Annotated in this window: 23 protein-coding genes and 1 pseudogene; 7 read left to right on the plus strand and 17 right to left on the minus strand. The window is 65.4% G+C overall.

Annotated features, from left to right (window positions below):
• Positions 1 to 2 precede the first annotated feature (2 nt).
• A complete protein-coding gene (locus BMI89_RS07370; RefSeq protein WP_078547322.1) occupies positions 3 to 1,541 on the plus strand; it encodes a tripartite tricarboxylate transporter permease in 1,539 nt (512 codons plus the stop codon).
• A 107-nt stretch (positions 1,542 to 1,648) separates the two neighbouring features.
• On the opposite strand, the gene BMI89_RS07375 is transcribed toward BMI89_RS07370, so the two are convergent.
• Genes BMI89_RS07375 through BMI89_RS07385 form a run of 3 tightly spaced genes read right to left on the minus strand, consistent with a single transcriptional unit; the run spans position 1,649 to position 5,117 of the window.
• Positions 1,649 to 2,452: a 3-hydroxybutyrate dehydrogenase gene (locus BMI89_RS07375; protein WP_078570399.1), complete on the minus strand. Its 804-nt coding sequence runs from the start codon at positions 2,450 to 2,452 to the stop codon at positions 1,649 to 1,651.
• A complete protein-coding gene (locus tag BMI89_RS07380; protein WP_078570400.1) occupies positions 2,452 to 3,954 on the minus strand; it encodes an AMP-binding protein in 1,503 nt (500 codons plus the stop codon). Before BMI89_RS07380 ends, BMI89_RS07375 begins: the two co-directional genes overlap by 1 nt.
• The gene (locus tag BMI89_RS07385; RefSeq protein ID WP_078570401.1) at positions 3,951 to 5,117 is read right to left on the minus strand and encodes an acetyl-CoA acetyltransferase; all 1,167 of its coding nucleotides are present in this window, start codon (positions 5,115 to 5,117) and stop codon (positions 3,951 to 3,953) included. The genes BMI89_RS07380 and BMI89_RS07385 overlap by 4 nt, the downstream gene beginning before the upstream one ends.
• Positions 5,118 to 5,211: 94 nt before the next feature.
• Between BMI89_RS07385 and BMI89_RS07390 the strand changes: the two genes are divergently transcribed.
• Entirely contained in the window at positions 5,212 to 5,778 is a 567-nt protein-coding gene (locus tag BMI89_RS07390; RefSeq protein ID WP_232621740.1) for a PAS and helix-turn-helix domain-containing protein, read from the plus strand.
• Positions 5,779 to 5,846: 68 nt separating this feature from the next.
• Here BMI89_RS07390 and BMI89_RS07395 read toward each other — a convergent pair whose 3' ends face one another.
• Entirely contained in the window at positions 5,847 to 6,980 is a 1,134-nt protein-coding gene (locus BMI89_RS07395) for a cache domain-containing protein (protein ID WP_143593848.1), read from the minus strand.
• A gap of 278 nt (positions 6,981 to 7,258) precedes the next feature.
• On the opposite strand from BMI89_RS07395, the gene BMI89_RS07400 reads away from it, so the two are divergent.
• Entirely contained in the window at positions 7,259 to 7,837 is a 579-nt protein-coding gene (locus tag BMI89_RS07400; protein ID WP_078570403.1) for a hypothetical protein, read from the plus strand.
• A gap of 17 nt (positions 7,838 to 7,854) precedes the next feature.
• On the opposite strand, the gene BMI89_RS07405 is transcribed toward BMI89_RS07400, so the two are convergent.
• The gene (locus BMI89_RS07405) at positions 7,855 to 9,843 is read right to left on the minus strand and encodes a cellulose synthase catalytic subunit (protein ID WP_078570404.1); all 1,989 of its coding nucleotides are present in this window, start codon (positions 9,841 to 9,843) and stop codon (positions 7,855 to 7,857) included.
• Positions 9,844 to 9,855: 12 nt separating this feature from the next.
• A complete protein-coding gene (locus tag BMI89_RS07410) occupies positions 9,856 to 10,923 on the minus strand; it encodes an HlyD family efflux transporter periplasmic adaptor subunit (protein ID WP_246831980.1) in 1,068 nt (355 codons plus the stop codon).
• A 316-nt stretch (positions 10,924 to 11,239) separates the two neighbouring features.
• Between BMI89_RS07410 and yghX the strand changes: the two genes are divergently transcribed.
• Positions 11,240 to 12,154, plus strand: coding sequence for a YghX family hydrolase (gene yghX, locus BMI89_RS07415; RefSeq protein WP_078570406.1), 915 nt, complete (start codon positions 11,240 to 11,242; stop codon positions 12,152 to 12,154).
• A 114-nt stretch (positions 12,155 to 12,268) separates the two neighbouring features.
• Positions 12,269 to 13,945: a thiamine pyrophosphate-binding protein gene (locus BMI89_RS07420; protein WP_143593849.1), complete on the plus strand. Its 1,677-nt coding sequence runs from the start codon at positions 12,269 to 12,271 to the stop codon at positions 13,943 to 13,945.
• A 12-nt stretch (positions 13,946 to 13,957) separates the two neighbouring features.
• On the opposite strand, the gene BMI89_RS07425 is transcribed toward BMI89_RS07420, so the two are convergent.
• From BMI89_RS07425 to BMI89_RS07460, 8 genes are all read right to left on the minus strand, one after another.
• The gene (locus BMI89_RS07425) at positions 13,958 to 14,653 is read right to left on the minus strand and encodes an SDR family NAD(P)-dependent oxidoreductase (protein ID WP_078570408.1); all 696 of its coding nucleotides are present in this window, start codon (positions 14,651 to 14,653) and stop codon (positions 13,958 to 13,960) included.
• 105 nt (positions 14,654 to 14,758) lie between these two features.
• Positions 14,759 to 15,757: a hypothetical protein gene (locus BMI89_RS07430; RefSeq protein WP_078570409.1), complete on the minus strand. Its 999-nt coding sequence runs from the start codon at positions 15,755 to 15,757 to the stop codon at positions 14,759 to 14,761.
• Positions 15,754 to 16,452, minus strand: a complete 699-nt coding sequence (locus BMI89_RS07435; RefSeq protein WP_078546954.1) for an ABC transporter ATP-binding protein — start codon at positions 16,450 to 16,452, stop codon at positions 15,754 to 15,756. The genes BMI89_RS07430 and BMI89_RS07435 overlap by 4 nt, the downstream gene beginning before the upstream one ends.
• A 10-nt stretch (positions 16,453 to 16,462) precedes the next feature.
• Positions 16,463 to 17,605: an FtsX-like permease family protein gene (locus BMI89_RS07440; protein WP_078570410.1), complete on the minus strand. Its 1,143-nt coding sequence runs from the start codon at positions 17,603 to 17,605 to the stop codon at positions 16,463 to 16,465.
• The gene (locus BMI89_RS21020; protein WP_078570411.1) at positions 17,602 to 17,925 is read right to left on the minus strand and encodes a hypothetical protein; all 324 of its coding nucleotides are present in this window, start codon (positions 17,923 to 17,925) and stop codon (positions 17,602 to 17,604) included. The genes BMI89_RS07440 and BMI89_RS21020 overlap by 4 nt, the downstream gene beginning before the upstream one ends.
• The gene (locus tag BMI89_RS07450; protein WP_078570513.1) at positions 17,925 to 18,428 is read right to left on the minus strand and encodes a nitrous oxide reductase accessory protein NosL; all 504 of its coding nucleotides are present in this window, start codon (positions 18,426 to 18,428) and stop codon (positions 17,925 to 17,927) included. Before BMI89_RS07450 ends, BMI89_RS21020 begins: the two co-directional genes overlap by 1 nt.
• A gap of 158 nt (positions 18,429 to 18,586) precedes the next feature.
• Positions 18,587 to 19,201, minus strand: a complete 615-nt coding sequence (locus BMI89_RS07455) for a nitrous oxide reductase accessory protein NosL (protein ID WP_078570514.1) — start codon at positions 19,199 to 19,201, stop codon at positions 18,587 to 18,589.
• A 111-nt stretch (positions 19,202 to 19,312) separates the two neighbouring features.
• Positions 19,313 to 19,828 (minus strand): DUF2946 family protein, encoded by a 516-nt coding sequence (locus tag BMI89_RS07460; protein WP_078570412.1) that lies wholly within the window; start codon positions 19,826 to 19,828, stop codon positions 19,313 to 19,315.
• A 349-nt stretch (positions 19,829 to 20,177) separates the two neighbouring features.
• Between BMI89_RS07460 and BMI89_RS21075 the strand changes: the two are divergent.
• Together BMI89_RS21075 and BMI89_RS07470 are read left to right on the plus strand one after the other, a co-directional pair.
• Positions 20,178 to 20,321, plus strand: a pseudogene (locus BMI89_RS21075) (alkanesulfonate monooxygenase); the annotation flags it as partial.
• Positions 20,322 to 20,408: 87 nt separating this feature from the next.
• On the plus strand, positions 20,409 to 21,299 hold the full coding sequence (locus tag BMI89_RS07470; RefSeq protein WP_078570413.1) for an aldo/keto reductase: 891 nt from the start codon (positions 20,409 to 20,411) through the stop codon (positions 21,297 to 21,299).
• Positions 21,300 to 21,372: 73 nt separating this feature from the next.
• Here BMI89_RS07470 and BMI89_RS07475 read toward each other — a convergent pair whose 3' ends face one another.
• The 3 genes from BMI89_RS07475 to BMI89_RS07485 are packed head-to-tail and all read right to left on the minus strand — an operon-like array spanning position 21,373 to position 22,969.
• On the minus strand, positions 21,373 to 21,609 hold the full coding sequence (locus tag BMI89_RS07475; RefSeq protein ID WP_078546966.1) for a thioredoxin family protein: 237 nt from the start codon (positions 21,607 to 21,609) through the stop codon (positions 21,373 to 21,375).
• Between the two features lie 11 nt (positions 21,610 to 21,620).
• Positions 21,621 to 22,646, minus strand: coding sequence for a permease (locus tag BMI89_RS07480; protein ID WP_143593858.1), 1,026 nt, complete (start codon positions 22,644 to 22,646; stop codon positions 21,621 to 21,623).
• Positions 22,647 to 22,678: 32 nt separating this feature from the next.
• A complete protein-coding gene (locus BMI89_RS07485; RefSeq protein WP_078570415.1) occupies positions 22,679 to 22,969 on the minus strand; it encodes a metalloregulator ArsR/SmtB family transcription factor in 291 nt (96 codons plus the stop codon).
• Between the last annotated feature and the right edge of the window lie 85 nt (positions 22,970 to 23,054).

A 23,054-nucleotide genomic window follows, 5' to 3' on the forward strand; every position in this document is an offset into this window, starting at 1 on the left:
TGATGGACACCTTAATGTCACTCGCAGACGGTTTTCATACCGCTCTGACCTTCGAGAACCTGCTGCTCGCGCTCTTGGGTACGTTCCTCGGCACCATGATGGGCGCGTTGCCCGGGCTCGGGCCGTCCAACGGCGTCGCGATCCTGATCCCGCTGGCCTTCACGCTGGGGCTGGGCGCTACCCCCTCGCTGATCCTGCTGACCTCGGTCTATTACGGGGCGATGTATGGCGGGCGGATCAGTTCGATCCTGCTGAACATCCCGGGCGACGAGCCCGCGATGATGACCTGTCTCGACGGCTACCCGATGGCCAAGAAAGGCCTTGCGGGCGAGGCGCTGTCTCTCTCGGGCATCGCAAGCTTCGTGGGCGCTTTCATCGCCACCTGGGGCCTGATCCTGCTGGCGCCGCAGCTGGTGAAATTCGCGCTGCTGTTCGGACCGGCGGAATATTTCGCGCTCTTCGCACTGGCCTTTGCCACGCTGGGCGGGGTCTCCTCGACCAATCAGGCGAAATCGGCTTTCGCCGCGATGTTGGGCCTTGGCCTGTCGGTGATCGGGGTGGACACGCAGACCGGCGTGCCGCGTCTGACCTTCGGCGAGGTCCACCTCTATGACGGACTCGATTTCCTCGTCGCCATCGTCGGCCTCTTCGCGCTGTCGGAAGTTTTCATCTTCCTCGAGCACCGTCACGGCTCGGCCACCGGCGCGGGCCACAAGGTCTCGGTCGGGCGCATCACGCCGCCGTGGAAGATGGTGAAAGAGACGACGCCGACCATGCTGCGTTCGTCGCTGCTGGGCTTCGTCGCGGGCGTGCTGCCGGGGGCAGGGGCGTCGCTGGGCTCCTTCATCTCCTACTCGATGGAGAAGAAGCTGGTAGACCGCAAGAACACCTTCGGCACGGGCGATCCGCGTGGTGTGGCCGCCCCCGAGGCAGGCAACAACGCGGCAGCCGGTGGCGCGCTTGTGCCGATGCTGGCGCTCGGCGTGCCGGGCTCGGGCACCACGGCGGTGCTTCTCGCGGTGCTTCTGTCGCTCAACATCACGCCCGGGCCGCTGCTGTTCCAGAACAACCCCGATGTGGTCTGGGGCCTGATCGCGGCGCTGTTTATCGCCAACTTCATGCTGCTCGCGATGAACATCCCGATGGTGGGCATCTTCACCCGCGTGCTGATGATCCCGCCGCGCATCCTGATGCCGATCGTCGCGATGGTCTCCTTCGTGGGGATCTACGGCATCTCCGGCTCCAGCTTCGATCTGCTGGTGATGATCGGGTTCGGCGTGATGGGCTGGCTGCTGCGCAAGCTCGACGTGCCGCTGGTGCCGATCATCCTCGGCACGCTTCTGGGCAACACGATGGAGAACAACCTGCGCCGGGCCGTCACGATCTCGAACGGCGATTACTGGACGCTGGTCGGCAGCCCGCTGGCGATCGGTCTGTGGACCGTGGCGATCGTGGGCTTCATCCTGCCGCTGTTCCTGAGCCGCTTCGTGAAAGCGCGGATGCATGAGCGCCGCGATGACGAGGGTGCGATCTCGGACTGAGACCGCACCCCCTAGCGCAGGCATCACACCTCCCCCGAGGTGCCTGCGCCGGTTCGAAGGAAGGGGCGGCGGTGGTCAACCCGCCGCCCCTTTCTCTCCTCCGAGCCTTATTGCGTGGTCCAACCCCCATCGACCGGGATCGAGGTGCCGGTCACGTTATGCGCGATAGGCGCACAAAGCCACAGCGCGAGCGCCCCGATCTCGGAGGGGTCGGACATGCGCCGGGTGGGCTGCTTCTCCGCCAGAAGATCCGCGATCCCCGCTGCCCGGTCGCCGCCATGTGCAGCCGCGCGCTCCGCGATCTGGGGCCCGAGGATGTCGGTCTCGGTCCAGCCAGGGCAGATGCAGTTCACCGTCACGCCACCCGCCTCGCGCGTGCCCGCCTGCGCATATTCCAGCGCCGCCACCCGGCTCATGCCGACGAGACCGAATTTTGAGGCGACATAGGGCGCCTTGTTGGCCGAGGCCACGAGCCCATGCACCGAGGCGATGTTCACGACACGGCCATAACCGCGCTCGGCCATGCCCGGCATCGCGCGGCGCATCGTGTGGAACGCGCCCGACAGGTTCACCGCGAGAATGGCGTTCCAGATTTCGGGCGTGGCTTCGGCAAGGCTCGCCGTGCGCTGGATGCCTGCGTTGTTCACGAGGATATCCGCGCCGCCCCAATCCGCGACCGCATCCATCATCGCGTCGATTTGCGCCGGATCGGCCATGTCGGCGTCGAAGAACTTCACCTCCGGCGCGCCCGCGGCCTCCAGCACCGCTGTCGCCTCGGCGACCTGCGCCGCATCGGCCAGACCGTGCAAAGCAATGCGCGCGCCCGCCTCGGCGAGCGATTTCGCGATTGCCAGCCCGATGCCTTGCACCGAACCCGTTACCAGAGCCGTCTTTCCATCCAGTCGCGACATTAGTCCTCCTCCGTCACCATTTTGCGCAGCTCGGTTTTCAGCACCTTGCCGTAATTGTTCTTGGGAAGCTGCGCGATCACGCGATACGCCTTGGGGCGCTTGAACCGCGCGATCTGCTCGCAGCAATGCTGGTCTAGGGCGGTGGGGTCGACTTCGGACCCCGGCGCGGGCGTGACGAAGGCCACGACGCTCTCGCCCCATTCCGGGTCGGGCTTGCCGACCACCGCGACCTCGTGGACGGAAGGGTGCAGGAGCAGCGCCTCCTCGACCTCGCGGGGGTAGATATTCGTGCCGCCCGAGATGATCACGTCCTTGGAGCGGTCCTGCAGCGTGACGAAGCCGTCCGCATCCATCGTGCCCAGATCGCCGGTCCAGAGCCAGCCGTCGCGAAGCGCCTTCGCGCTTGCCTCGGGGTTCTGCCAGTAGCCCGCCATCACCGCCGCGCCGCTCACGAGAATCTCGCCGGTTTCGCCAGCGGGCAGGGCGCGGCCTTCGGGATCGGCGATGCGCACGGAGACCGGGCTATGCGCCAGCCCGACCGAAGCAAGCCGCGCGCGCCAGCGCGGATGGGCCCGGTCCGCCACCAATTCGCGCGAGAGGGCGGTGATCGTCATCGGGCTCTCGCCCTGACCGTAAATCTGCACGAAACGCGGCCCCATCACCTCGACCGCCTCGATGATATCCGCGACATACATCGGCCCGCCGCCATAGACGATCGTCTTGATGCCCTCGCCGGTCTGGCCCGTGGCGCGGGCGCGGTCCACCAGACGGCGGATCATCGTGGGGGCGGCGAACATCGAGACATGTTGCAGCTTCGGCGCGAGATCGAGGATTTCGTCGGCCTCGAACCCGCCCGAACGCGGCACCACATGGCGCGCGCCGCGCATCACATGGACGAAGTTGTAAAGCCCCGCGCCATGCGACATCGGTGCGGCGTAGAGGATCGCGTCCTGCGGTTCGACGCTGTCGACATCCGAGAAATAGCCCAGACACATCGCCTGCACATTGGCCGAGGTGATGCACACGCCCTTGGGCCGCCCGGTCGTGCCGGAGGTGTAGAACAGCCAGACCGTCTCGCTTTCCGCGATCTCGACCGGGGCGGGCATCGGGTCATGGCGCAGAAGATCGGCATAGGCCGGGCCTTTCAGGTCCACCGTTTCGACGCCCAGATCGTTTTCCGGGCCGCCGGTGAAGGCCAGCTTCGCCTCGGAAGCTTCAACGATCCATGCGGCCTCGCGCGGGTGCAGCTTGCCGTTGATCGGCACCGCCACCGCGCCTGCGAACCAGATGCCATAGATCGCCTCGAGATATTCGGGGCAGTTCTTGGCGAACAGCGCCACGCGGTCGCCCGGCGCGATCCCTTTCGCCACCAGCGCGGCCCCGATGCGGGCGGCACGGTCGGCGAATTCCGCATAGGTGGCGCGCAGCTCCTCGCCCTGCAGCAGCGCGGGGGCGTCGGGGGTGCGGACCGCACTGCGGATCAGCCACTCCGCCGGGTTCATGCCGCGCGCTCCGCTTCGAGGATCGAGCAGTAATTCGCGACGCCCGAGCCGCCCATGTTGAAGACGCAGCCCAGCTCCGCGCCGGGCAGTTGCATCTCGCCCGCCTGACCGGTGAGCTGCATCGCGGCCAGCACATGCATCGACACGCCGGTCGCGCCCACGGGATGGCCCTTGGCCTTCAACCCGCCCGAGATATTCACCGGAAGCCGCCCGTCGCGCAGTACCAACCCGTCGTCGATGGCCCGCGCACCGGAGCCTTGCGGCACAAGCCCCATCGCCTCGTAGACGAGCAATTCCGCGATGGTGAAACAGTCATGGACCTCCGCGAAGGAGAGATCATCGACACTGACGCCTGCCGCAGTATAGGCGCGGCGGAACGCCTCGGACGGACCCTCGAAGGCCAGCAGGTCCCGGCGCGACATCGGGAGGTAGTCATTGACCTGCTCGGCGGCGCGGAAACCGATGGAATTGGCGAAATCGCCCGCGCGGTCGTCGGCGACCATGACCAGCGCGGCCGCCCCGTCGGAAATCAGCGAGCAATCGGTCATCCGCAGCGGCGGGGCGATCATCGGGTTCTTGTCGCTGACCGTGTTACAGAACTCGAACCCCACATCCTTGCGCATCTGCGCCAGCGGATTGGCGAGCGCGTTGTGGTGGTTCTTTGCCGCGATCCGGGCGAGTGCCGCGGAACGGTCGCCATGCGCCTGATAATAGGCCTGCGCGAAACGTGCGAAAATCTGCGGGAAGGAAACGCCCGCTTCCTCCATCTGGTAGGACGCCCCGGCCAGCGCCTCGGTGACGCCGGCGGTGTCCTTCGCGGTCATCTTCTCGGCCCCGATCACCAGCGCGGCCTTCACCCGGCCCGAGCGGATCGCATCGCGCGCGGCATAGATCGCAGCCGAGCCCGACGCGCAGGCATTCTCTACGCGGGTCGCAGGCGTGAAGCGCAGCCTGTCGTCGATCCCCAGCGCCAGCGAGCTTGCGAACCCATCCGGCACCAGCCCGGAATTGAAATGCCCCAGCCAGATACCGTCGATCTCTGCCGGGTCGATCCCTGCGTGCTCCAGCGCGCCGCCGCCCGCTTCGAGAACCAGATCCTCGAGCGTGCGCCCCTCCAGCTTGCCGAATTTCGTATGGCCCCAGCCGACGATCTTCGCGTCCATGCGGGGCTCCTCCCAATGATCCTCCGTTGCGGGGGAGACTAGCGCAGGGGCGGCACGACCTCTATTCGTAGAACTACGCTATCAGGAGGAGAGGATGGAGCAGGACCTGCTGGACAGCGATGAGATGGCGCTGCTGGCGTTCGAGCATGCGCCGGTCGGGCTGGCGGTCACCCGCGACCGGGTGATCGAGCGGTGCAACGCGCGGTTTTGCGAGAGTTTCGGCTATCGCGAAGACGAGTTGCCGCAGCGCTCGCTCGCGGTGCTCTACCCGTCGCAGGAGGAATTCCTTCGCATCGGCGAGATCGGGTTGCGGCGGATGCGCGAGACCGGGCGCTATGCCGATGAGCGGATCATGCAGCGCCGCGACGGGTCGCTCTTCTGGTGCCGGGTGCGGGGGCAATCGCTGACGCCCCACGATCCCTTCGCCCGCGCAGTGTGGAGCTTTGCCGATCTGTCGGAATTGCGGCCCGTCGTCGATCTGACCGCGCGCGAGCGGCAGGTGGCAGCCCTTCTGGCCGAGGGGCAGACCAACAAGGAGATCGCGCGGGTGCTGGAGCTGTCGCCGCGCACGGCAGAGGCCCATCGCGCGCGGCTGCAGGCGAAACTCGGCGCGCGCAACACCGCCGAACTGGTAGCGCGGTTGACGGGGCTGCCGCTCTAGCCGCGGCGTCCCAGGGAAAAGGGGCGCCGATGCGCCCCTTTCTGTCTCGTTTCCAAATCTGGCCCAGATCACGAATGCGGTTCAGGTGTCGCCTCAGGTGTCGGGCGCGGCGGTCGCTCGTTTCGCTGCGGGGTGAGCTTGCTCTGGATGATCGCGAGCGCGCTCGACAGCGAGGCGGCTTCCTGAGAGCTCGTCGCTTCTTCGGGGAAGACGTATTTGCCGTTCGCGATGCTCTTGGCATCCTCTGCCAGCCGCTCGACCGGGCGCAGCAGCAGCTTGAGGAACACCAGCGTCACGCCGAGCAGGCACAGCGCCGCGGCTGCGACCGTCGCCAGCGTCACCTGCGTCAAAACCGGCAGATCGTTCGAGATGTTGTCGCGGCGCAGAACCGCGAAGACGCGCCAGCCGAAGTTGGGCAGTTTGTTCCAGACGAAATCCGGGGCAAAGGCATAGGTTCCGCCGTCCTTGCCGTCGACAAGGTGGAAGACGCCGGAAGACTTGCTGCGCAGGCTCGCGCTCGAGGTCAGGCTTTTGGGCAGGGGCGTGCTCTCGTGACGGGTGTCGATGACCGTATCGCCGTTGATGTCCTGCACGACCACGTCGATGCCAAGCTCCTTGCTCGCCTCGAACAGGAAGCTGCGCACCCATGCGATCCGCACGCGGTAGACGAGCACGCCGATCTTCTGGCCGTCCGGGCCCTTCACGGGGGTCGAGAGGTTCAGGAAATACTCCATCTTGCCGGTCAGCGCATTGGTGGCCGTCTCGGTGATGGAATCGACCGACGGCACGCGGATGCCATCGCGGAACCACCGCTTGGAGCTGACATTCTTGCCGACATCATAGCCGTTCGAGCCGGAGATGATGGTGCCATCGGGCGCGGCGAAGCCTGCCCAGGCGACCTGACCCCCGGTGCGGGCGACGGCGTCCATGAACTTGTTGATGTCGTCTTTCGACGCGGTGCCGATGCTTCGCGCAACGGCATGCATACTGTCCCATTCGCGCATCAGCGCGGTGTTGAAGCTGAGCGCGATCGCGTCGGAGCCTCTCAGAACCAGCTTGTGTTCAATGGTTGTCTGAAATTCATGGGCCTGATCCGACACGACCTTGGCGACGAAGACGGCGGTCGCTGCCACGACGAGCACCATCGCCAGAGCGGTGCGTAGGAAAATGCCTCCGAGATTGTGATGTCGACGAATGGTCATCTTCGCTTCAATCCTACGTTAATTGTAGAAGGGGTCCGATTTAAATCATGGTTACTGAGTAAATACGGCGAGAAAGTGGTGCGGGCCCATTTCAAGGTAAATTTTTTCGCGGACCGGAAGGATGGCTTGCAAAGCGCAAAGCGATGTCAAACACTCGAAGGAACAAGCTCCCGGGGCACGGGGCTGCGAGGGCTCTATCGACGGGTCTTGCCGCAAAAACCAAATAGCAGATCGAGGGGCCGCAAAGGTCTCGGGCACAGGCTTACAGGACACGTAATATGCAAAAGATTCAAGATGTAAGCGTCGCGATCGCGACCTGTCTGGCACTGTCACTGGGGGCGGGCTCGCAAGCCCGCGCGGATGGCACGTTTGTGCAGTTCGACGCGGCGCAGAATACCTCCGACACGGTCTTTTCGATGTCGCGCGGGAAGGTGAGCTTCAGCGCGAATTTCTCGGATTACGATGGCGGATGGTCGACTGGCGCGGCCGTCACGCGGGACTTCGTGCTCGAGGGAATCGGTACGCTGAAACTCGGCCCCAGCGTCGGGCGCACCTTGGCGGACGATAACTGGCGCCTCGGTGCGCGCGTGGGGCTGGAGCGGTATACGCCGACCAGCTTCGGACATGTCTTCATGCTGGCGCAATACAACACGATCGATCAGGACTGGTTTGCGCTGCTTCAGGCCGGGAACCGCTCCGGGCTGGGGCTCGAACTCTCCGCGGGCGGAAGCGACACCTATTCCGAGCGTACCATCGCGGTGACCCAGAAAATCGACGGCGGGCCGGTCTCGATCCGGGCGGGGTGGCGCGCGTTGGCCAAGGAAGCCTTCGTCGGCATCTCCATCAATACCTATTAATCGCGCGCCCCGCGGGCTCACTCGTCCGAGGAATATTTCGGCAAGAAGCGGCGGTAGATGTCGTGCAGAAGCGCGCTCGCGCTCACATGGCTGACGCCCGGCTCGTCCCCTTCGGCATAGAAGCGCACGAACAGTTCTTCGCGCTGTTCCTCAGTCGGCAGAAGCTGGAGGCGCGCGCCATCGCGGGTCTTCGCGATGACGTAGCATTCGATCGGGTCGGTGATCAGGTCGATCGTCAGCATCCCCCGGGTCTGTTCCGGCAGGGTCAGGCCGCGCAGGCGCACCGTGTCCATCGTGAAAGAGGTCATCCAGACCCAGTATTCCGTGCCGTCGGAGACGAAGGAAATCCGCTCGGGCTTGTCGGCCACATGGATTTCGCGCCGGGGCAGCTCTACGCAGGCACGGCAGGTCGCGGCCAGCAGGAACAGGTTATAGACCGTCCAGAACAGGATCACCCATTTGCCGTCGCCCGCGTCGTAATAGGCGAAGCGATCCCAGACGATCCCGATCAGAAGGCCGCCCAGCGTCAGGAAAAACAGGATCAGGAACGGCATCATGATCCGCCATTGCACGACGACCTTCGACCGATCCCCGCCTTTCGCGGTCACCGAGAACGGGTGGCCATGGGGCCGCAGCAAGCCGGTGAAGGCGGCGCGGGCGATCGGGATCGCGCCGATCAACTGGCTCACGTCGTTCAGCAGCGGCACGACCATGCCGCGGCTGAGCCTGTTCAGCGTCATCAGGCTCCACAGGTAGTAGACCCCGAAATAGCTCAGCACATCCGCAAGGCCCGCATTCACCACCGTGATGTTGAAATACCAGTAGAGCAGGGGGTAGCAGATCGCCGCGATCCGGAAGGGGAAGGTCGTGGTCCAATAGAAGATCGAGTCGATGACGCTCCAGCGGTCGCGCAGTCGCAGGTTGCTTTTCGAGAACGGGCCGAGCGAGGACCGCGCGATCTGCATCAGGCCGAGGCACCAACGGGCGCGCTGGGTGATGTATTCCTTGAGGCCTTCGGGGGCGAGCCCTTCGGTCAGCGGCTCGGCCAGATAGACGGTGCGCCAGCCTGCGTTCTGCAGTGCCAGCGTCAGCATGAAATCCTCGGTCACGCTCTCGGTGTTGAAGCCGCCGATCTCGCGCAGCGCGCTCCAACGACAGACCGAGGAGGTGCCGCAGCAAAAGGCGATCCCCCAGCCGTCGCGCGCGGGCTGCATCTGATCAAAGAAGAAGCGCTGCTCGTCCGGGTAGGAACTGTCGAGCTTGAAATTGTGCTGGATCGGGTCGGAGTTGAAGAAATGCTGCGGCGTTTGCACGAGGCCCACCTCGGGGTCGTGAAACAGCGCCAGCGTGCGCGAGATGAAGCCGCGATGGGGCACGAAATCCGCATCGAGGATTGCCACGAAATCGGGCTGCACCTCTTCTTCGGCCAGCCGGTCCAGCGCGTGGTTGATATTGCCCGCCTTCTGCCCCTCATTGTCGGCCCGGCGCATGTAGCGCACGCCCTTGGTCTCGCAGAAATCGCGCAGCCAGTCGCGGCGGCTGTCGTCGCAGACCATGATCATCTTGTTGCGATGGCGTAGGAATTTCGCGCCCACGATGGTGCGTTCGAGAACGTCGCGATCCTCGTTATAGGTGGCGATCAGGATCGCGACGAGCGGCTCCTTCTCCGTCGGGAGATTGGCGTATTGATCCGCTTCCTCGCTGCGCAGTTTGATCCGCGACAGGACCAGAAAGGCGCTGAGCGAGCCGATCATGGTGAAGGCTTCGAGGCCGAAGAGCGACCAGCTCGCCAGGGCATCCAGCGTCAGGCCGGGCGGGGCGAGGGTCTCGGTCGCGCGCCACCAGATATAGCGCAGCGCCAGCACCGCGCTGATCCCCAGCAAGACCGCCCGGTGCCAGTTGCGCCGGGAATTGACGAAGCTCGGCAGAATGGCTGTGATGCCCACCACGAGGATGAGCTGCATCGCCGCCGAGCCAAGCTCTCCCAGTTGCGGATAGAAGAACATGCCGCCCCGCCCTCAGCGCAGGAAGTCGAGGGGGCGGTGCTCGAAGAACACGCGCCCGGTCCGCCCCACGGGACAGTCGAGGTCGGGATCGGATTTCAGGTCCGGAACGAGAAGCGTCACGTCGTAGCGCTCGAGATGCTTCTGGCTCGGCGCGATGGCGAGATGCTGGTAGACGCGCGCCGCGCCGCTGCCGGCGAGCCGTGCGATCGTCGCGTCGTAGATCTTGTCGCGCGAGGCCAGCTTGAAGGTCGCGGAATCGCCCACCTTGAGGTTGTTGTAGACGCCTTCGCTCACCGAGGCGGTCACCAGCGAGACGTCGCAATCGACGAGCGACATGATCGGGTCGCCCCGCTGCACCGTCACGCCATCCGCCTGCAGGGTCTCCCAGTAGATCCCGTTTGCAGGCGATGTCACCTGGCTTGAGGACAGGGTGTTCACCCGCGTCTGTTCCTTCGCCCGGCGCGCGTCGAGCGTCTTGACGCGGGCCTCGGCCTCGGTGAGCTCCGCCTCGAGCGAGGCGATTTCTTCATCGAGAAGCGCACCGCGCTGTTCGGAGCTTGGGGCGTCGTTATAGCCGTCGCCCAGATAGACGCCGGACTTGGCGGCATCGAGCGCGTTTTCAAGCAACGCCACGTCCTCGCGCGACTGGGTCACGGGCCCATTCTCCGCCGGGGCGGCAGGGGCGGTCTGCGCCACTTTCGTGGCACTCGTTTCCGAGCTTTGCGCACCGGGCTGCAGCCGGTCGAGCCGCGCGCGGGCAAATTTCAGCTTCGTCTCGATCTCGGCGATGCGATGCGTGCGATAGAGCTTGCTGCGCGCGCTATAGGCGTCGCGTTGCGTGCGTTTGGCGGCGAGGTCGCTTTTGATCCGCGCGACATTTGCCTCGGCATTCGCCAGCTCCATTCGCAAATCTTCGAGCCGCGTCGTGTCCGAGAGGATATCATCGACGGTGGCCAGCCGCTCACCCTTGTCGACATGGGCGCCAAGCGGTCGTTTCGGCATCGAGAGTTTGCCGGCGGTGCTGCTGCGCACCGTGACCACGGGCGCATTGACGACCGCATCCGCGCTGACTCCCGACATCTGCTCTCCGACGATCACCCAAAGAGCGCCCGCAACCAAAATAATACCGATAACAGGGCGAACAGTTTTCAATTCGGGGCTCCTCGAGATGACACGTTACAGCGGGGCGGGGCCAATAAGTTTAACAACCTATAAACGTAACGTAATTGCAAGATGCAACCCAAGGTCTATTGAGAATATTTGGTTTGTGATGCGACGCGGCACGCTAGATCAGCCGCGGCGTGAGGAGGGCGCCTCGCATGAAATGCGCGTCGATATTGTGACGGAAAATCACTCGTTCGTGATATGCTTCCCGGTCTCAGGAGGAGGATTCACCATGACCGATCCAGCCCATGCGCGTCGCTTGACGGCGGCCGATTTCGACCAGGAACTTCTCGATCTCTACGATTACTATGTCCATGGCAAGATCTCGAAACGGGAATTTCTCGATCGGGCGGGGAAATGGGCGGTGGGCGGCGTGACCGCGCTGGCGATCCTCGGCGCGCTCGCGCCCGATTACGCGCTCGCTCAACAGGTCGCCGAGGACGATCCGGACATTCTGGGCGAGGACATCACCTATTCCAGCCCGAACGGCACCGGCGAGATCACCGCCTATCTCGTCCGCCCGACGCAGATCGACCCGGATAATCCACCCGCGGCGATCCTCGTCGTGCATGAGAACCGCGGCCTGAACCCCTATATCCGCGATGTCGTGCGCAGGTTGGCCAAGGCGGGCTTCGTGGCGATGGGGCCCGATGGGCTGTCCTCGCTCGGCGGCTATCCGGGCAATGATGACGAGGGGCGCACGATGCAGCGCAGCCTCGATCAGGGTGCGCTGCTCAATGATTTCTTTGCCGGGTTCGAGTATCTCCAGACGCTCGACGGCACCAACGGCAAGGTCGGTGCGACCGGGTTCTGTTATGGCGGGGGCGTGGTGAACAAGCTCGCCGTGGCCTATCCCGAGATGGGCGCGGGCGTGCCGTTCTATGGGGCCGCCCCCGACTCTGCGCAAGTCGCGATGATAGAGGCGCCGCTGATGATCCAGCTGGCAGCGCTCGACCAGCGGATCAACGCGATGTGGCCGGAGTATCAAAAGGCGCTTGAGGAGAACGACAAGCGCTACGAGGCCTATATCTATGCGGGCGTGAACCACGGCTTCCACAACGACACGACGCCGCGCTACGACGAGGCCGCCGCCAAGCTGGCCGAGGAGCGCATGATCGCGTGGTTCCGGACCTACCTCGCCGGATAAGTTGCCGTGCACGCTCGCGGTCTGCCGGGGGTGCGCTCGGATTTGGCGCGTGCTAGGCCTCGCGAAAGCGCCGCGCCGATGCGCGGGGCGGCACGAGGGGAGAGAGGCAAGCGCATGAGAAACGGTGGTCAACTTCTAGTCGAAAGCCTCGTGGGGCTCGGTGCGCGCAAGGCGTTCGGGGTGCCGGGCGAGAGCTATCTCGCGGTGCTCGACGCGCTCCATGACACGCAAGGCACGCTGGATTTCGTGCTGTGCCGTCAGGAAGGCGGGGCGAGCTTCATGGCCGCCGCTTATGGCAAGCTGACCGGGGAGCCCGGCATTTGCATGGTCACGCGCGGACCCGGGGCGACCAACGCCTCGATCGGGGTGCATACGGCGATGCAGGATTCCGCGCCGATGATCCTGTTCGTGGGGCAGGTCGGCACCGATATGAAGGGCCGCGAGGCGTTTCAGGAACTCGATTACAAGGCTGTCTTCGGCACGATGGCGAAATGGGCCGTCGAGATCGACCGGGTAGAGCGCATCCCCGAAATCCTCTCGCGCGCCTGGACGATGGCCGTGAGCGGACGGCCCGGTCCGGTCGTGGTGGCATTGCCCGAGGATATGCTGACGTCGATGACCGAGGCCGCGCCGCTTGGCGCGCCCGTCCGGATCACCGAGCCTCAGCCCGATCCGGCGGCGATGGGCGAGCTGCGCGAGATGCTGGCCGGGGCCAAGCGTCCGCTGATCCTCTATGGCGGGTGCAACTGGCGCGGGGACGGCACTGCGCCTATTAAGTCCTTCGCGGAAGTATCTGATATGCCTGTGCTTTCCGTCTTTCGCTATCAGGACCAATTCGACAATAATTCGCCAGTCTTCTGCGGCGATGCGGGCGTCGGGATGGCGCCGCATGTGAAGCGCCTGATGCGCGAGGCCGACGTGATCCTCGCGATCAATGCGCGCTTTGGCGAGAATACGACGGATGGCTACACGCTTCTGGACCTGCCGCAGCCCGCGCAGCGGCTGATCCATGTCCATGGCTCGGATCTGGAGATCGGCAAGATCTACCGTCCCGAACTAGGCATTCATGCCGGGCCGAACGCCTTCGCCGCCGCCCTTGGCGCGCTGGAGCCGGTCAAAGGCGACTGGGCCGATTGGCGCGCCGAGGGCCGCGCGGCTTACGAGGCAGGCTTCGATCTGCCCGATCTGCCATCGCCGGTCGATATGGGCAAAGTCTGCGCCTATCTGCGCGAGCAACTCCCCGAGGACATGATCCTGACCAACGGGGCGGGCAATTTCGCGGTCTGGCCGGGCCGGTACTTCCGCTTCGGGCCGAACGCCACGCTGCTTGCGCCGCAATCGGGCGCGATGGGCTACGGGGTGCCAGCGGCCATCGCGGCCAAGGTGGCGCAGCCCGAGAAGACGGTGGTCTGTTTCGCGGGCGATGGCGATTTCCAGATGACCTCGCAGGAGCTTGCCACCGCCGCGCAGGCGGGCGCGCAGCCGATCATCCTGATCCTCAATAACGGGATTTACGGCACGATCCGCGCCCATCAGGAGCGCAATTATCCGACCCGCGTGTCGGGCACTTCGATGGCGGTGAACCCGGATTTCGCGGCGCTGGCGAAGGCCTATGGCTTCCACGGCGAGCGGGTCGAGCGGACGGAGGATTTCGCAGCCGCGTTCGAACGGGCGCGGGCCTCGGAGACCGGCGCGGTGCTGGACCTCGTGATCTCGCCCGAGGCGCTCACTCCGCGCCAGTCGCTCTCGGCGATGCGCGCGGCGGCGCTGAAGGCGGGCAAGGGGCGCTGAGCGTCCGCCGCCTCAGAACGTCTCGACCCAGGGGCGCAGCGTGATCTCGTTCGTCCAGGCGCTGCGGTCCTGCTCGATCAGCTGGCGATAGGTTTTCGCAATCGCCTCGGGGCGCAGCATCGAGCCGGGCTTGTCGGGCGCCTCGCTGCGGCCCGGATTGAGGATCATTCCGTCGATATTCACCCAAACCACATGGATGCCTTGCGGGTGCAATTCGCGCGCCATGCTCTCGGCCAGCCCGCGCTGCGCGAACTTGCCCATCGCGAAAGGGGCCGAGCGTGCAAACCCTTTCACCCCGGCGGAGGCGCCGGTGAAGAGGATCGTGCCGCGAGTGCCCTCGGTAGGCTCGGCTTTGAGCATCCGCCGCGCGGCGTGCTTGCCGGTCAGAAACGCCCCGATTGCGGTGATCTCGACGGCGGCGCGAACCTCGTCGGCATCGAGCTCCGCCACCGGGCCGCGCACGCGTCCCGAGGGGTTGTAGACCACGACGCGCGGCGGTGCGGGCAGGGCGTCGAACAGATCGGCAATCGCGGCCTCGTCGGTTGCGTCCAGCTGCACCATGCGCGCGCCGGTCTCCTCGGCCAGTGCCTGCATCTTCTCGGCGCTGCGAGCCGCCAGCGTCAGGTCATAATCAGACGCAAGCTCTCGCGCCACTGCGGCTGAAAGCCCGTCGCCCACTCCGATAATCACCGCCTGTGCCTTGCTCATGGTCTGTCCTCCTCCAGTTCGCGTTCCCGCGCCCGGCGCGGATGCCTTACGACATAGCCCGGCGCGACACTGGCCCAAATCAGGGCTGCCCGCATCGCGGATAGCTTAGCCGAAGAGGATCAGATGCGAGCGCCAGATCACGATCAGGCAGACGATCCCGAAGGTGGCGAACCCGGCCATCGACCAGATCAGCAGCCGCCGCATCAAACCCGGCAGCGGCCCCGCCAGCGAGGCGCGCTTTTGAAACGGGCTGAGCGCGCCCGCCCCAAGCCCGGCTGCGGTGGCCAGAAACAGCGGCACATACAGCGCGTAGCCGACATAGCCGTATTCGGGCTTGAGGATGCAGAACGGGCAATGATGGTTGGGGTTTTCATAGATATAGAGCGAGATCGTGGCGACGATCGCAGTCAGCCCCATCCCGAACATCAGCGCCGAGGCCAGCGCGTAAAGCCCATAGCCGCGCTTGCGGATCAGCGCCGCGATCCCCGCAGCCAAGGCGATCAGCGCGGTGAGGCCGAGCAGCCAGAGCGCCTGCGCCTCGCCGACGCCCGCCATCTGGTTCGCGAGATTGGGGTTGTTCGGCGTGAACAGCTTCGAGCAGCACGAGGTGATGACATCGGTCTGCATGTCGAGGAAATAGCTCAGCTCGACCGCGCTATCGGCAAGGATCAGCGGCGTGATTGCCAAAAGGGCTGCATATTTCACGCGGGTCAGCGGGTAGTCCCGTCCCAGCCTGTCGGCCCGGTCGAGGATCAGCCATATCACGGCGGCGAAGAACACCCCGATCTTGAGATAGAGCGCGGGGAAGCCGTAATCGTTCACGTTGAGCGTGCCGACCGCACACATCGCGCCGACGAATAGCGACGACATCCGGTCGGCATTGAAGACAAACAGCAAAAGCGCCGCGAGCTCGGCCAGCATGACGGCGGCGAAGAGGGTGGAGACCAGCTCGGTCATCCGCTCCATGCGCAGCTGGCGCGCGCCCATGTCGGTCAGGTCCCAGCGGCGCAGCACTGTCACGGCGAAGCCGCCCGCCCAGAGGGCCGTCAGCGCGGCCAGACCCGCCACCAGCAACAGCGCCATGATCGGCGTTTGAAAGATCATGGCTGCGGCTCCTGCTGGGCAGGGGCATCCTCGATCCGCCCGTCGCGCATCGAAACCACCCGGTCGACGCAGTCCGCGCCCCAGACGCGGGGGTCGTGGCTCGACATGATGACGGTGCGCCCGCGCGCTTTCTCCTCGGCGACGATCTGCAGGAAGGTCTCGGAGAGCGCGCTGTCGAGATTGGCCGTGGGCTCATCCGCGATCAGGATCGGCGGATCGTTGATGAGCGCCCGCGCAATCGCTGCGCGCTGCGCCTCGCCGCCCGAGAGCAACTCGATCCGGGTCTGGGCGCGCGGCCCCAGACCCAGCGCCTCGATCCGGTCCATCGCCCGCGCGCGGAGCTCTCCGAAGTGCTGGCCCAGCGGCGCGGCGGGCAGCATCACGTTTTCCAGCACGGTCAGGCCGCGCACGAGGTTGAACCGCTGGAAGATGAAGCCGAACCGCTCGCGCCGCAGTTCGGTCTGGAAGTGCTCGGGCAGGCCCGAGACGACCTCGCCATCGAGGCTGACGCGGCCCGTGGAAGGCCGCGCCATACAGGCGACGACCGACAGCAGCGAGGATTTCCCCGAGCCCGACGGCCCCTTGAGCACGGTGACGGCCCGGCCCTCGATGCTCAGGTCGATCCCGTCCAGCGCGGTCACCGCATTGGGGCGGCCCGCATTATAGGTCTTGGTCACGGATTGCAGAGTGATCATGGGGGCCTCCTCAGCGCATTACGGCATCGGGATCGGCCGAGGCCGTGCGCCAGATCGGCACCACGGTCGCGGCGATATAGGGCAGGGTGGTCAGCAGCGCGAGCGTCAGCAGTTGCAGCCCGTCCACATGCGGGCTCAGCGGGAAATCGGGATAGATTACCGCCCAGCCCTTCAGGATCGGCGCGAAGAGCGGGGCGCCGAAGAAGAACACATGGGCGAAGCCCGCAACGGTGCCGATCAGGAAGGCCGCGAGCGAGATCAGCCCGCCTTCCCACATCTTCATCGCGATCACGTCGCGCGTGTTCCAGCCCACCGCCTTGAGGATGCCGATCTCGCGCGCTTCCTCGGCCGAGAGCCCGCTGGCTTTTTCGGCGGCGAAGATGACGAAGGCGAGGATGCCCGCGAAGGCCAGCGCCGTCAGCAACCCCTCGCGCCAGTCGAACAGTTTCTGATAGGTGCGCGCGATATCGGCGCGGGTGACGAAGCGCATCTGCGGCAGCGCGTTCGAGCCTTTCTGGACGATCGTAGCGACCTCGTTGGGGTTGCGCACGCGGGCCACGACATCTGTATAGCGGCCTTCGGGAATGTCGAAGAAGTCGCGGAAATCGGCCTCGTTCATCAGCATCAGGTCCGAGGTCATCAGCGCGGAGTCGCGGCTGAAGGTCTTGGCGACGTCGAACTTCTTCAGATCGCCCTCGTAGCGCGATAGGAAAACCGGCGCGCGCGCCCATTCGAGGCCGCGTGCGCGGGGGATGCCCTCGCCAATCGCGATCTGACCGGGGTCGGGCATCATCTCGGGGTCGTCGGGCACCATGACGGTGTAATTCGCGCCATTGATCCGGTCGTAATAATAGCCCCAGAGCCGGGGATGGGCCTCGGTCACACCGCGGATCGCGGCGATCTCGTCGGCGACCGATCCGTCGATCAGGTCCTGACGGCCCAGCGTGATCTTCTGCACGGTGATCTCGGGCGCGCCTTCGAGCACGGTCGTGGTCTCGAACCGCAGACTGGCGGCGAAGAACATCGCCGAGGCGAGCACGAAGACCACCACGGAATAGACTGCAATCAAGGCGATATTCTTGCCTTTGCGGCGGGCGAGAGCGGCGAGGGTGAAATCGGCCAGCGCGCGCTGGCGGCGCAGGAATGGGGTCATTTCGCGGCCTCGGGTTGGAAGAGGAGCCAGCCCTTGCCGGGCGTGGCGGGGGGCGGCACGAAGGTGCCGGAGGGGAAGTGGTCGAAGCTGCCCGGATGATCCTGAAACGGCGTGTTCAGATCGGCGAGGCTGGGGTTCCGGGTATAGCGCGCCTCGGTAAACAGTGCCGGATCGGTCAGCCCCAGCCGCGCGACCAATCTGCGCTCCTCCAGCAGACGCCCATCACGATGGGGACGCGCGAAGACGGGGTAATAAAGCTCCACCGCCAGCAGCAGCGTCAGACAACCGAGACCCGCGAAAACATAGCTCGAACGGCGCATCAGAATGGGCCGCCCTGATCGAGCGCGTCGATCAGCTCCGGCGTGACCTCGTCATGGCGCAGCAGCTTCTGGCCCTTATGGTCGCGCATGAAATCCTGCGCATCGACCGCGTTCATCAGCGGCACCAGCTCATGGCCCATCGGGCCCAGAACGTCCGAGCCCACGACATAAAGCGCCTCGCGCGCGTCGATCAGCTTGAGCCCGTAATACTCGGTCACGCCCATGCCGGTGATCTGGTCGGCTTTGCGGCCAAGGGCGTATTTCTCCATGTCGAACATGTATTTGAAGTAGTCCTTGGCACCGTCGAAATGATCGGCATAGCCATCCGCGTAGAGCACCGTGGTGACCCATTCGGGGTATTTGTAGACGAACATGCCGCAGACCGGGCAGGTGTCGCCGGGGCCGGGCGGGGGCAGGTCGAGCGCGGGCGCATCGGCGCGCGCGGGGCTCAGTCCCGGGCCGAGCGAGAAGGTAGCGGCGAGGCCCGCCGCGCGTTTGAGCATCTGGCGGCGCGTCGGGCGCGACTGGGGGCGCGACATGGGGCGTGACGGGGGGCGTGCGGGCATGCCCCCGTGATGGCAGGGATGGTTGCACATCGTCTTGCAACTCCTTGAATAGAGGTCGGAAAGGGCGGGGCCGCGCGGGCCCCGCCTTGAGGCGATCACTGACCGGCGCGGGCGCGGCGCTCGGCGCGGCGTTTGCGAATGTTGATCGTGTCGCGCGCCATATCGGCATAGGCCATGACCAGCGCCTCATCGAAGCTCGCCAGCTTGCCCCCGTCCTTGGCCGCCGCATCCGCCTTGGCCGGATCGGCATAGGCGTATTTCGACGTGCCGGTCATCGTGCCGGGCTTTTTCGCGTCGATCACATAGGTCATGTCGTCGACCACCGCGAGCGGCTTGACCTTGGCCGTGGCCCCCGCATCGCCCGCGTAGATCGTCTTGGGGCCGGCATCCACGTTCAACGCGAGGCTGATCGCCGCGCAATGCAGCGAGCAGGTGCCGTCGACCGTGTCGTTGTCATAGACGATCAGGTGGCGCGTCTGGCTGAACATCTGCCGCATCATCCCGCAATAGGGGCAGCGGGGGTATTTCTCGAACTCGTTCTCGAGCGGCGCGGTGTCGGTCTTGAGAAAGCGGGTCAGCCCGTTCTGGTCGGTCCAGTCCATCGGCGACATCGGCATGCCGTCCATCGGTTTCATATCCTCGGCAGCGGCGCCGGAGGCTACCAGCGCGAGGCCGGTCGAAGAGGTCAGAAGAAAGTCGCGTCGTTTCATCGGGATCATCCTGTCATATCGCAACGCACCGCCACCGAGAGACGGGCGCAGTCGCGAGCCATGTGTCTGGTTTGGAAAAAAGCACGTCGGGATCGACGTGCAGGGACGCACTCAGACGACAGGAGGGGCGCGGGCGTGCCGGAAACGGGGCGCGGTCTGCACCGGGAGAGAGAGCCGCTCAAGGGACGCGTGGAGCGGGGCGATCTCGCGGTCAAGACGGGCCGGGGTGACGATGGTGTCGGGGGCTTCAAACGCGCAGACCGAGGCCGAGCCGCAGACTGCGCATTGGCTATGGACCTGACCGGTGGGCGCGGTCTGGCCGGGCAGGGGCGCGGCCCCATCCGGCGCGGCGACCGTTTCGCCCTGCGGGGTCATGTAGACGATCCCCTCGCCGGTACAGATCTGCAGCAGCCCCATCTGCGCGCCGGGCGCGGCCCGGCCGGTGGCAGCGATGGCGGCCGCCCCCAGATGATCGGTCAGCAGGACGACCTGCAGCAGGATCGCGACGAGCGCGGTCAGCAGCGCCGATTGCGCGCGGCGCAATCCAGCGAAGCGCGGCGCGTGCAGGCGCGGGCCGCGTTCGATCTTGCCGTCAAAGGCTCTGGAGGCGCGTTGGGGTCGGGTCATTGTTCAAGCTCGTATCACACGAGGGTGAGCCGAGAATTGATCCGCGTCAAACGCTTGAGGGGTGACTCAGCGTCGCAGTGTCGCGCGCCCAGAGCAGAGGCGGCCAGGCCATGGTCCGGCCTGCCCCCTGTGCCTTCAGGCCACGCGCCACCAAGTTCGTGCGGGGAAGTGCACTGCCTCGCCGGTCTCGATCGAGCGCTGCACCGGGCCCTTCGGGTTCCGCTGCGATATCTCGACACAGCAATTCGGAAACCTGATGATAGATCGGCAGGCCGGTGCGCTATCAAGCAGGTTGCTTACCTAAGTTAACTCGAAGGGGAAACGCGAGGGAGAGACGCATGATTGTAGTGCGGATGAGAGCGGTTATGTCGCGCCGAGCCTCTGGACCGGGGGCGCGCGCTCTGGCTGCGGCGCGGCGCTGGTGGGCTCACCCGATCAGGTGCTCTCGAAGCTCGAGGAATATCGCAAGATGGGCATTCGCGCCTTCATCTTGTAGGGCTATCCGCATCTCAACACGGTCTCGCTGCCCGAAATCTATGGGGCCGCCCGCAACACCGCTCGCAGAAGGGAAACGCCGCTAATGGAAAAGATCGACCTTACCTCGGATGTCGCGCTCAGCCGGATCGTCTATGGCATGTGGCGGCTCGCCGACGATGCCGACACCTCGCCCGCCCATGTGCGCGCCAAGATCGACGCCTGTCTGGAGCAGGGGATCACCACCTTCGACCATGCCGATATCTATGGCGGCTACACGGCGGAGGGGGTCTTCGGCGCGGCGATGCGCGAGGACCCGTCGCTGCGCGATCAGATGGAGATCGTCACGAAATGCGACATCATCGTCTCGGCAGGCCGTCATTCGCATCGCAAGGTGAAGCATTACGACACCTCGCGCGCGCATATCGAAGCCTCGGTCGAGGCTTCGCTGCGGGAGCTGGCCACCGACCGGATCGACCTGCTGCTGATCCATCGCCCGGATCCGCTGATGGATCACCACGAGACCGGAGCGGTGCTCGACGATCTCGTGGCGTCCGGCAAGGTGCGCGCGGTGGGCGTGTCGAACTTCCGCCCGTGGGACTGGGAGCTGCTGCAATCGGGGATGAAAACGCCGCTGGTGACCAACCAGATCGAGATCAGCCTCGGCTGCCTGCAGCCCTTCACCAATGGCGATCTGGCCTTCCACCAGCGTCAGGCGCAGCCCGTGATGGCGTGGTCGCCCCTGGGCGGCGGCGCGTTGATGACGGGCGAGGGACCGGTGCAGAGCGTGCTCGATGAGATCGCGCAGACGCAGGGCGTGGATCGTGCGGCTGTCGCGACGGCCTTCCTGCTGGCGCATCCCGCGCGGATCATCCCGGTGATGGGGACGAATAACCTTGAGCGGATCGCGAAGCTTTCCGATGCGCTCAAGGTTCAGATCGACAGGGAGACCTGGTTCCGCCTCTACGAGGCCGGGCTCGGTCAGGAGGTCCCATGATGAACGCCACCCACGAATTCACCCCGCGCCACCCGGCGCGGGGTTTTCTTTTTCGGGACGGTCGAGCGGTCGCTTAGGCCGACAGCCAGCCTTCGAGCTTGCCGCTATCCGGCAGGCCGCCCGTGTGGACGAGCTTCCCGTCGACCGAGACACCGGGGGTCGACATCACGCCCGCCATGGCGATGGCGCGGGGATCGGTCACCTTCTCGACCGACACCTCGATGCCGAGCTTGGCAGCCGCTTCCTTGACCATCTCCTCGGTCTTTTCGCAGCGCTTGCAGCCGGGGCCGTAAACCTTGACGTCCTTCATCTCTTTTCTCCTTAGAACAATGCGTTGAACAGGAAGCCGACGGCGAGGATGCCGCTGGCGACGACCCCGATGAACACAGCGATCAGGCGCAGTTTGAGGACCTGTCGCAGGATGATCATCTCGGGCATGGACAGCGCGATCACCGACATCATGAAGGCCAGAACCGTGCCGAGCGCCGCGCCCTTGCCCAGAAGCGCCTCGACGATCGGGATGACCCCGGCGGCGTTGGTGTACATCGGCACGCCCATCAGTACGGCGGCCGGCACCGACCACCACGTGCCCGAGCCCATGATCCGCACCATCAGATCCTGCGGCACATAGCCGTGGATCACCGCGCCCATGGCGATCCCGACGATGATCCAGATCCAGACCTTGGCGAAGATTTCGCGCACGGCCTCGAGGCCCAGGCGATAGCGGTCGGTCATGCTCAGATCGTCGCTCTCGACCGCGCCCGGGGTGGTTGCGCCGGAATGGATGTCGCGCACCCAATCCTGCAGCCACCCCTCGACATGGAGCCTGCCGATCACCCAGCCCGCGACGATCGCGATGGCGAGGCCGAAGGCGAGATAGACCAGCGCCACGGACCAGCCGACGAGGCCGACCAGCAGGATCAGCGCCACTTCGTTGACCATCGGGGCTGCGATCAGGAAGGAAAAGGTGACGCCCAGCGGGATGCCCGCGGAGACGAAGCCGATGAACAGCGGCACCGCCGAGCAGGAGCAGAACGGGGTCAAGACGCCCAGGCCCGCCGCCATTACGTTGCCGACGCCCTCGCGCTTGCCCGAGAGAAGGGCGCGGGTCTTTTCCGGGCTGAAGAAGCTGCGCACGACCCCCATCGCGAAGACGATCAGGGTGAGCAGCATCATCACTTTCGGTACGTCGTAGAAGAAGAAGGCCAGCGCCTCGCCGGTATGGGTGTCGCGGGCGACCGGCAGCAGCGAGACGATCCATTCGGAGAGGGCCGGGAGTTGATGGTAGACCACCCACCAAGCGACGAGGCCTGCCGCGACGACCACGCTCCATGACCAGCCGGGCATCCCGCCATGCGGGGTTTCATGCTGTGTCACACTCATGCCGCGGTCCTTTCCGTGTTGGCGCTGGCTTTCATGACCGCGCTCAGGATTTGCTGGATTTCCGGGGAGAGGTCGGGGTTCACCCGATACCGGACCCATTGCGCATCGCGCCGGTCGACCACCAGCCCGGCGGCTTTCAGCACGCCCATATGGCGCGACATGCGCGACTGGGTGGCATCGAGACGCGCCATCAATTCGCAGGCGCAATGCTCGCCCCCGTCATGCAAAAGCTGCATCGCCCCCAGCCGGGTGGGTTCGGCAAGCGCGGAAAGAATAGTCACGATCATCGGTGCCTCCATTTCTACATTCGCATATGCGCATTCGCGCAAATGGAGTCAACGCGCCCGAGGTGGAGCATTCGGTCGCACCCAT

The organism is Thioclava sp. F36-7, assembly GCF_002020075.1.
Taxonomy (GTDB): Bacteria; Pseudomonadota; Alphaproteobacteria; order Rhodobacterales; family Rhodobacteraceae; genus Thioclava; species Thioclava sediminum.

Excerpts from the sequence above, each read along its gene's own strand:
- BMI89_RS07370 (WP_078547322.1), top strand. The coding sequence starts at position 3 with ATGGACACCTTAATGTCACTCGCAGACGGTTTTCATACCGCTCTGACC.
- BMI89_RS07375 (WP_078570399.1), bottom strand. The coding sequence starts at position 2,452 with ATGTCGCGACTGGATGGAAAGACGGCTCTGGTAACGGGTTCGGTGCAA.
- BMI89_RS07380 (WP_078570400.1), bottom strand. The coding sequence starts at position 3,954 with ATGAACCCGGCGGAGTGGCTGATCCGCAGTGCGGTCCGCACCCCCGAC.
- BMI89_RS07385 (WP_078570401.1), bottom strand. The coding sequence starts at position 5,117 with ATGGACGCGAAGATCGTCGGCTGGGGCCATACGAAATTCGGCAAGCTG.
- BMI89_RS07390 (WP_232621740.1), top strand. The coding sequence starts at position 5,212 with ATGGAGCAGGACCTGCTGGACAGCGATGAGATGGCGCTGCTGGCGTTC.
- BMI89_RS07395 (WP_143593848.1), bottom strand. The coding sequence starts at position 6,980 with ATGACCATTCGTCGACATCACAATCTCGGAGGCATTTTCCTACGCACC.
- BMI89_RS07400 (WP_078570403.1), top strand. The coding sequence starts at position 7,259 with ATGCAAAAGATTCAAGATGTAAGCGTCGCGATCGCGACCTGTCTGGCA.
- BMI89_RS07405 (WP_078570404.1), bottom strand. The coding sequence starts at position 9,843 with ATGTTCTTCTATCCGCAACTGGGAGAGCTTGGCTCGGCGGCGATGCAG.
- BMI89_RS07410 (WP_246831980.1), bottom strand. The coding sequence starts at position 10,923 with ATGTCGGGAGTCAGCGCGGATGCGGTCGTCAATGCGCCCGTGGTCACG.
- yghX (WP_078570406.1), top strand. The coding sequence starts at position 11,240 with ATGACCGATCCAGCCCATGCGCGTCGCTTGACGGCGGCCGATTTCGAC.
- BMI89_RS07420 (WP_143593849.1), top strand. The coding sequence starts at position 12,269 with ATGAGAAACGGTGGTCAACTTCTAGTCGAAAGCCTCGTGGGGCTCGGT.
- BMI89_RS07425 (WP_078570408.1), bottom strand. The coding sequence starts at position 14,653 with ATGAGCAAGGCACAGGCGGTGATTATCGGAGTGGGCGACGGGCTTTCA.
- BMI89_RS07430 (WP_078570409.1), bottom strand. The coding sequence starts at position 15,757 with ATGATCTTTCAAACGCCGATCATGGCGCTGTTGCTGGTGGCGGGTCTG.
- BMI89_RS07435 (WP_078546954.1), bottom strand. The coding sequence starts at position 16,452 with ATGATCACTCTGCAATCCGTGACCAAGACCTATAATGCGGGCCGCCCC.
- BMI89_RS07440 (WP_078570410.1), bottom strand. The coding sequence starts at position 17,605 with ATGACCCCATTCCTGCGCCGCCAGCGCGCGCTGGCCGATTTCACCCTC.
- BMI89_RS21020 (WP_078570411.1), bottom strand. The coding sequence starts at position 17,925 with ATGCGCCGTTCGAGCTATGTTTTCGCGGGTCTCGGTTGTCTGACGCTG.
- BMI89_RS07450 (WP_078570513.1), bottom strand. The coding sequence starts at position 18,428 with ATGCTCAAACGCGCGGCGGGCCTCGCCGCTACCTTCTCGCTCGGCCCG.
- BMI89_RS07455 (WP_078570514.1), bottom strand. The coding sequence starts at position 19,201 with ATGAAACGACGCGACTTTCTTCTGACCTCTTCGACCGGCCTCGCGCTG.
- BMI89_RS07460 (WP_078570412.1), bottom strand. The coding sequence starts at position 19,828 with ATGACCCGACCCCAACGCGCCTCCAGAGCCTTTGACGGCAAGATCGAA.
- BMI89_RS07470 (WP_078570413.1), top strand. The coding sequence starts at position 20,409 with ATGGAAAAGATCGACCTTACCTCGGATGTCGCGCTCAGCCGGATCGTC.
- BMI89_RS07475 (WP_078546966.1), bottom strand. The coding sequence starts at position 21,609 with ATGAAGGACGTCAAGGTTTACGGCCCCGGCTGCAAGCGCTGCGAAAAG.
- BMI89_RS07480 (WP_143593858.1), bottom strand. The coding sequence starts at position 22,646 with ATGCCCGGCTGGTCATGGAGCGTGGTCGTCGCGGCAGGCCTCGTCGCT.
- BMI89_RS07485 (WP_078570415.1), bottom strand. The coding sequence starts at position 22,969 with ATGATCGTGACTATTCTTTCCGCGCTTGCCGAACCCACCCGGCTGGGG.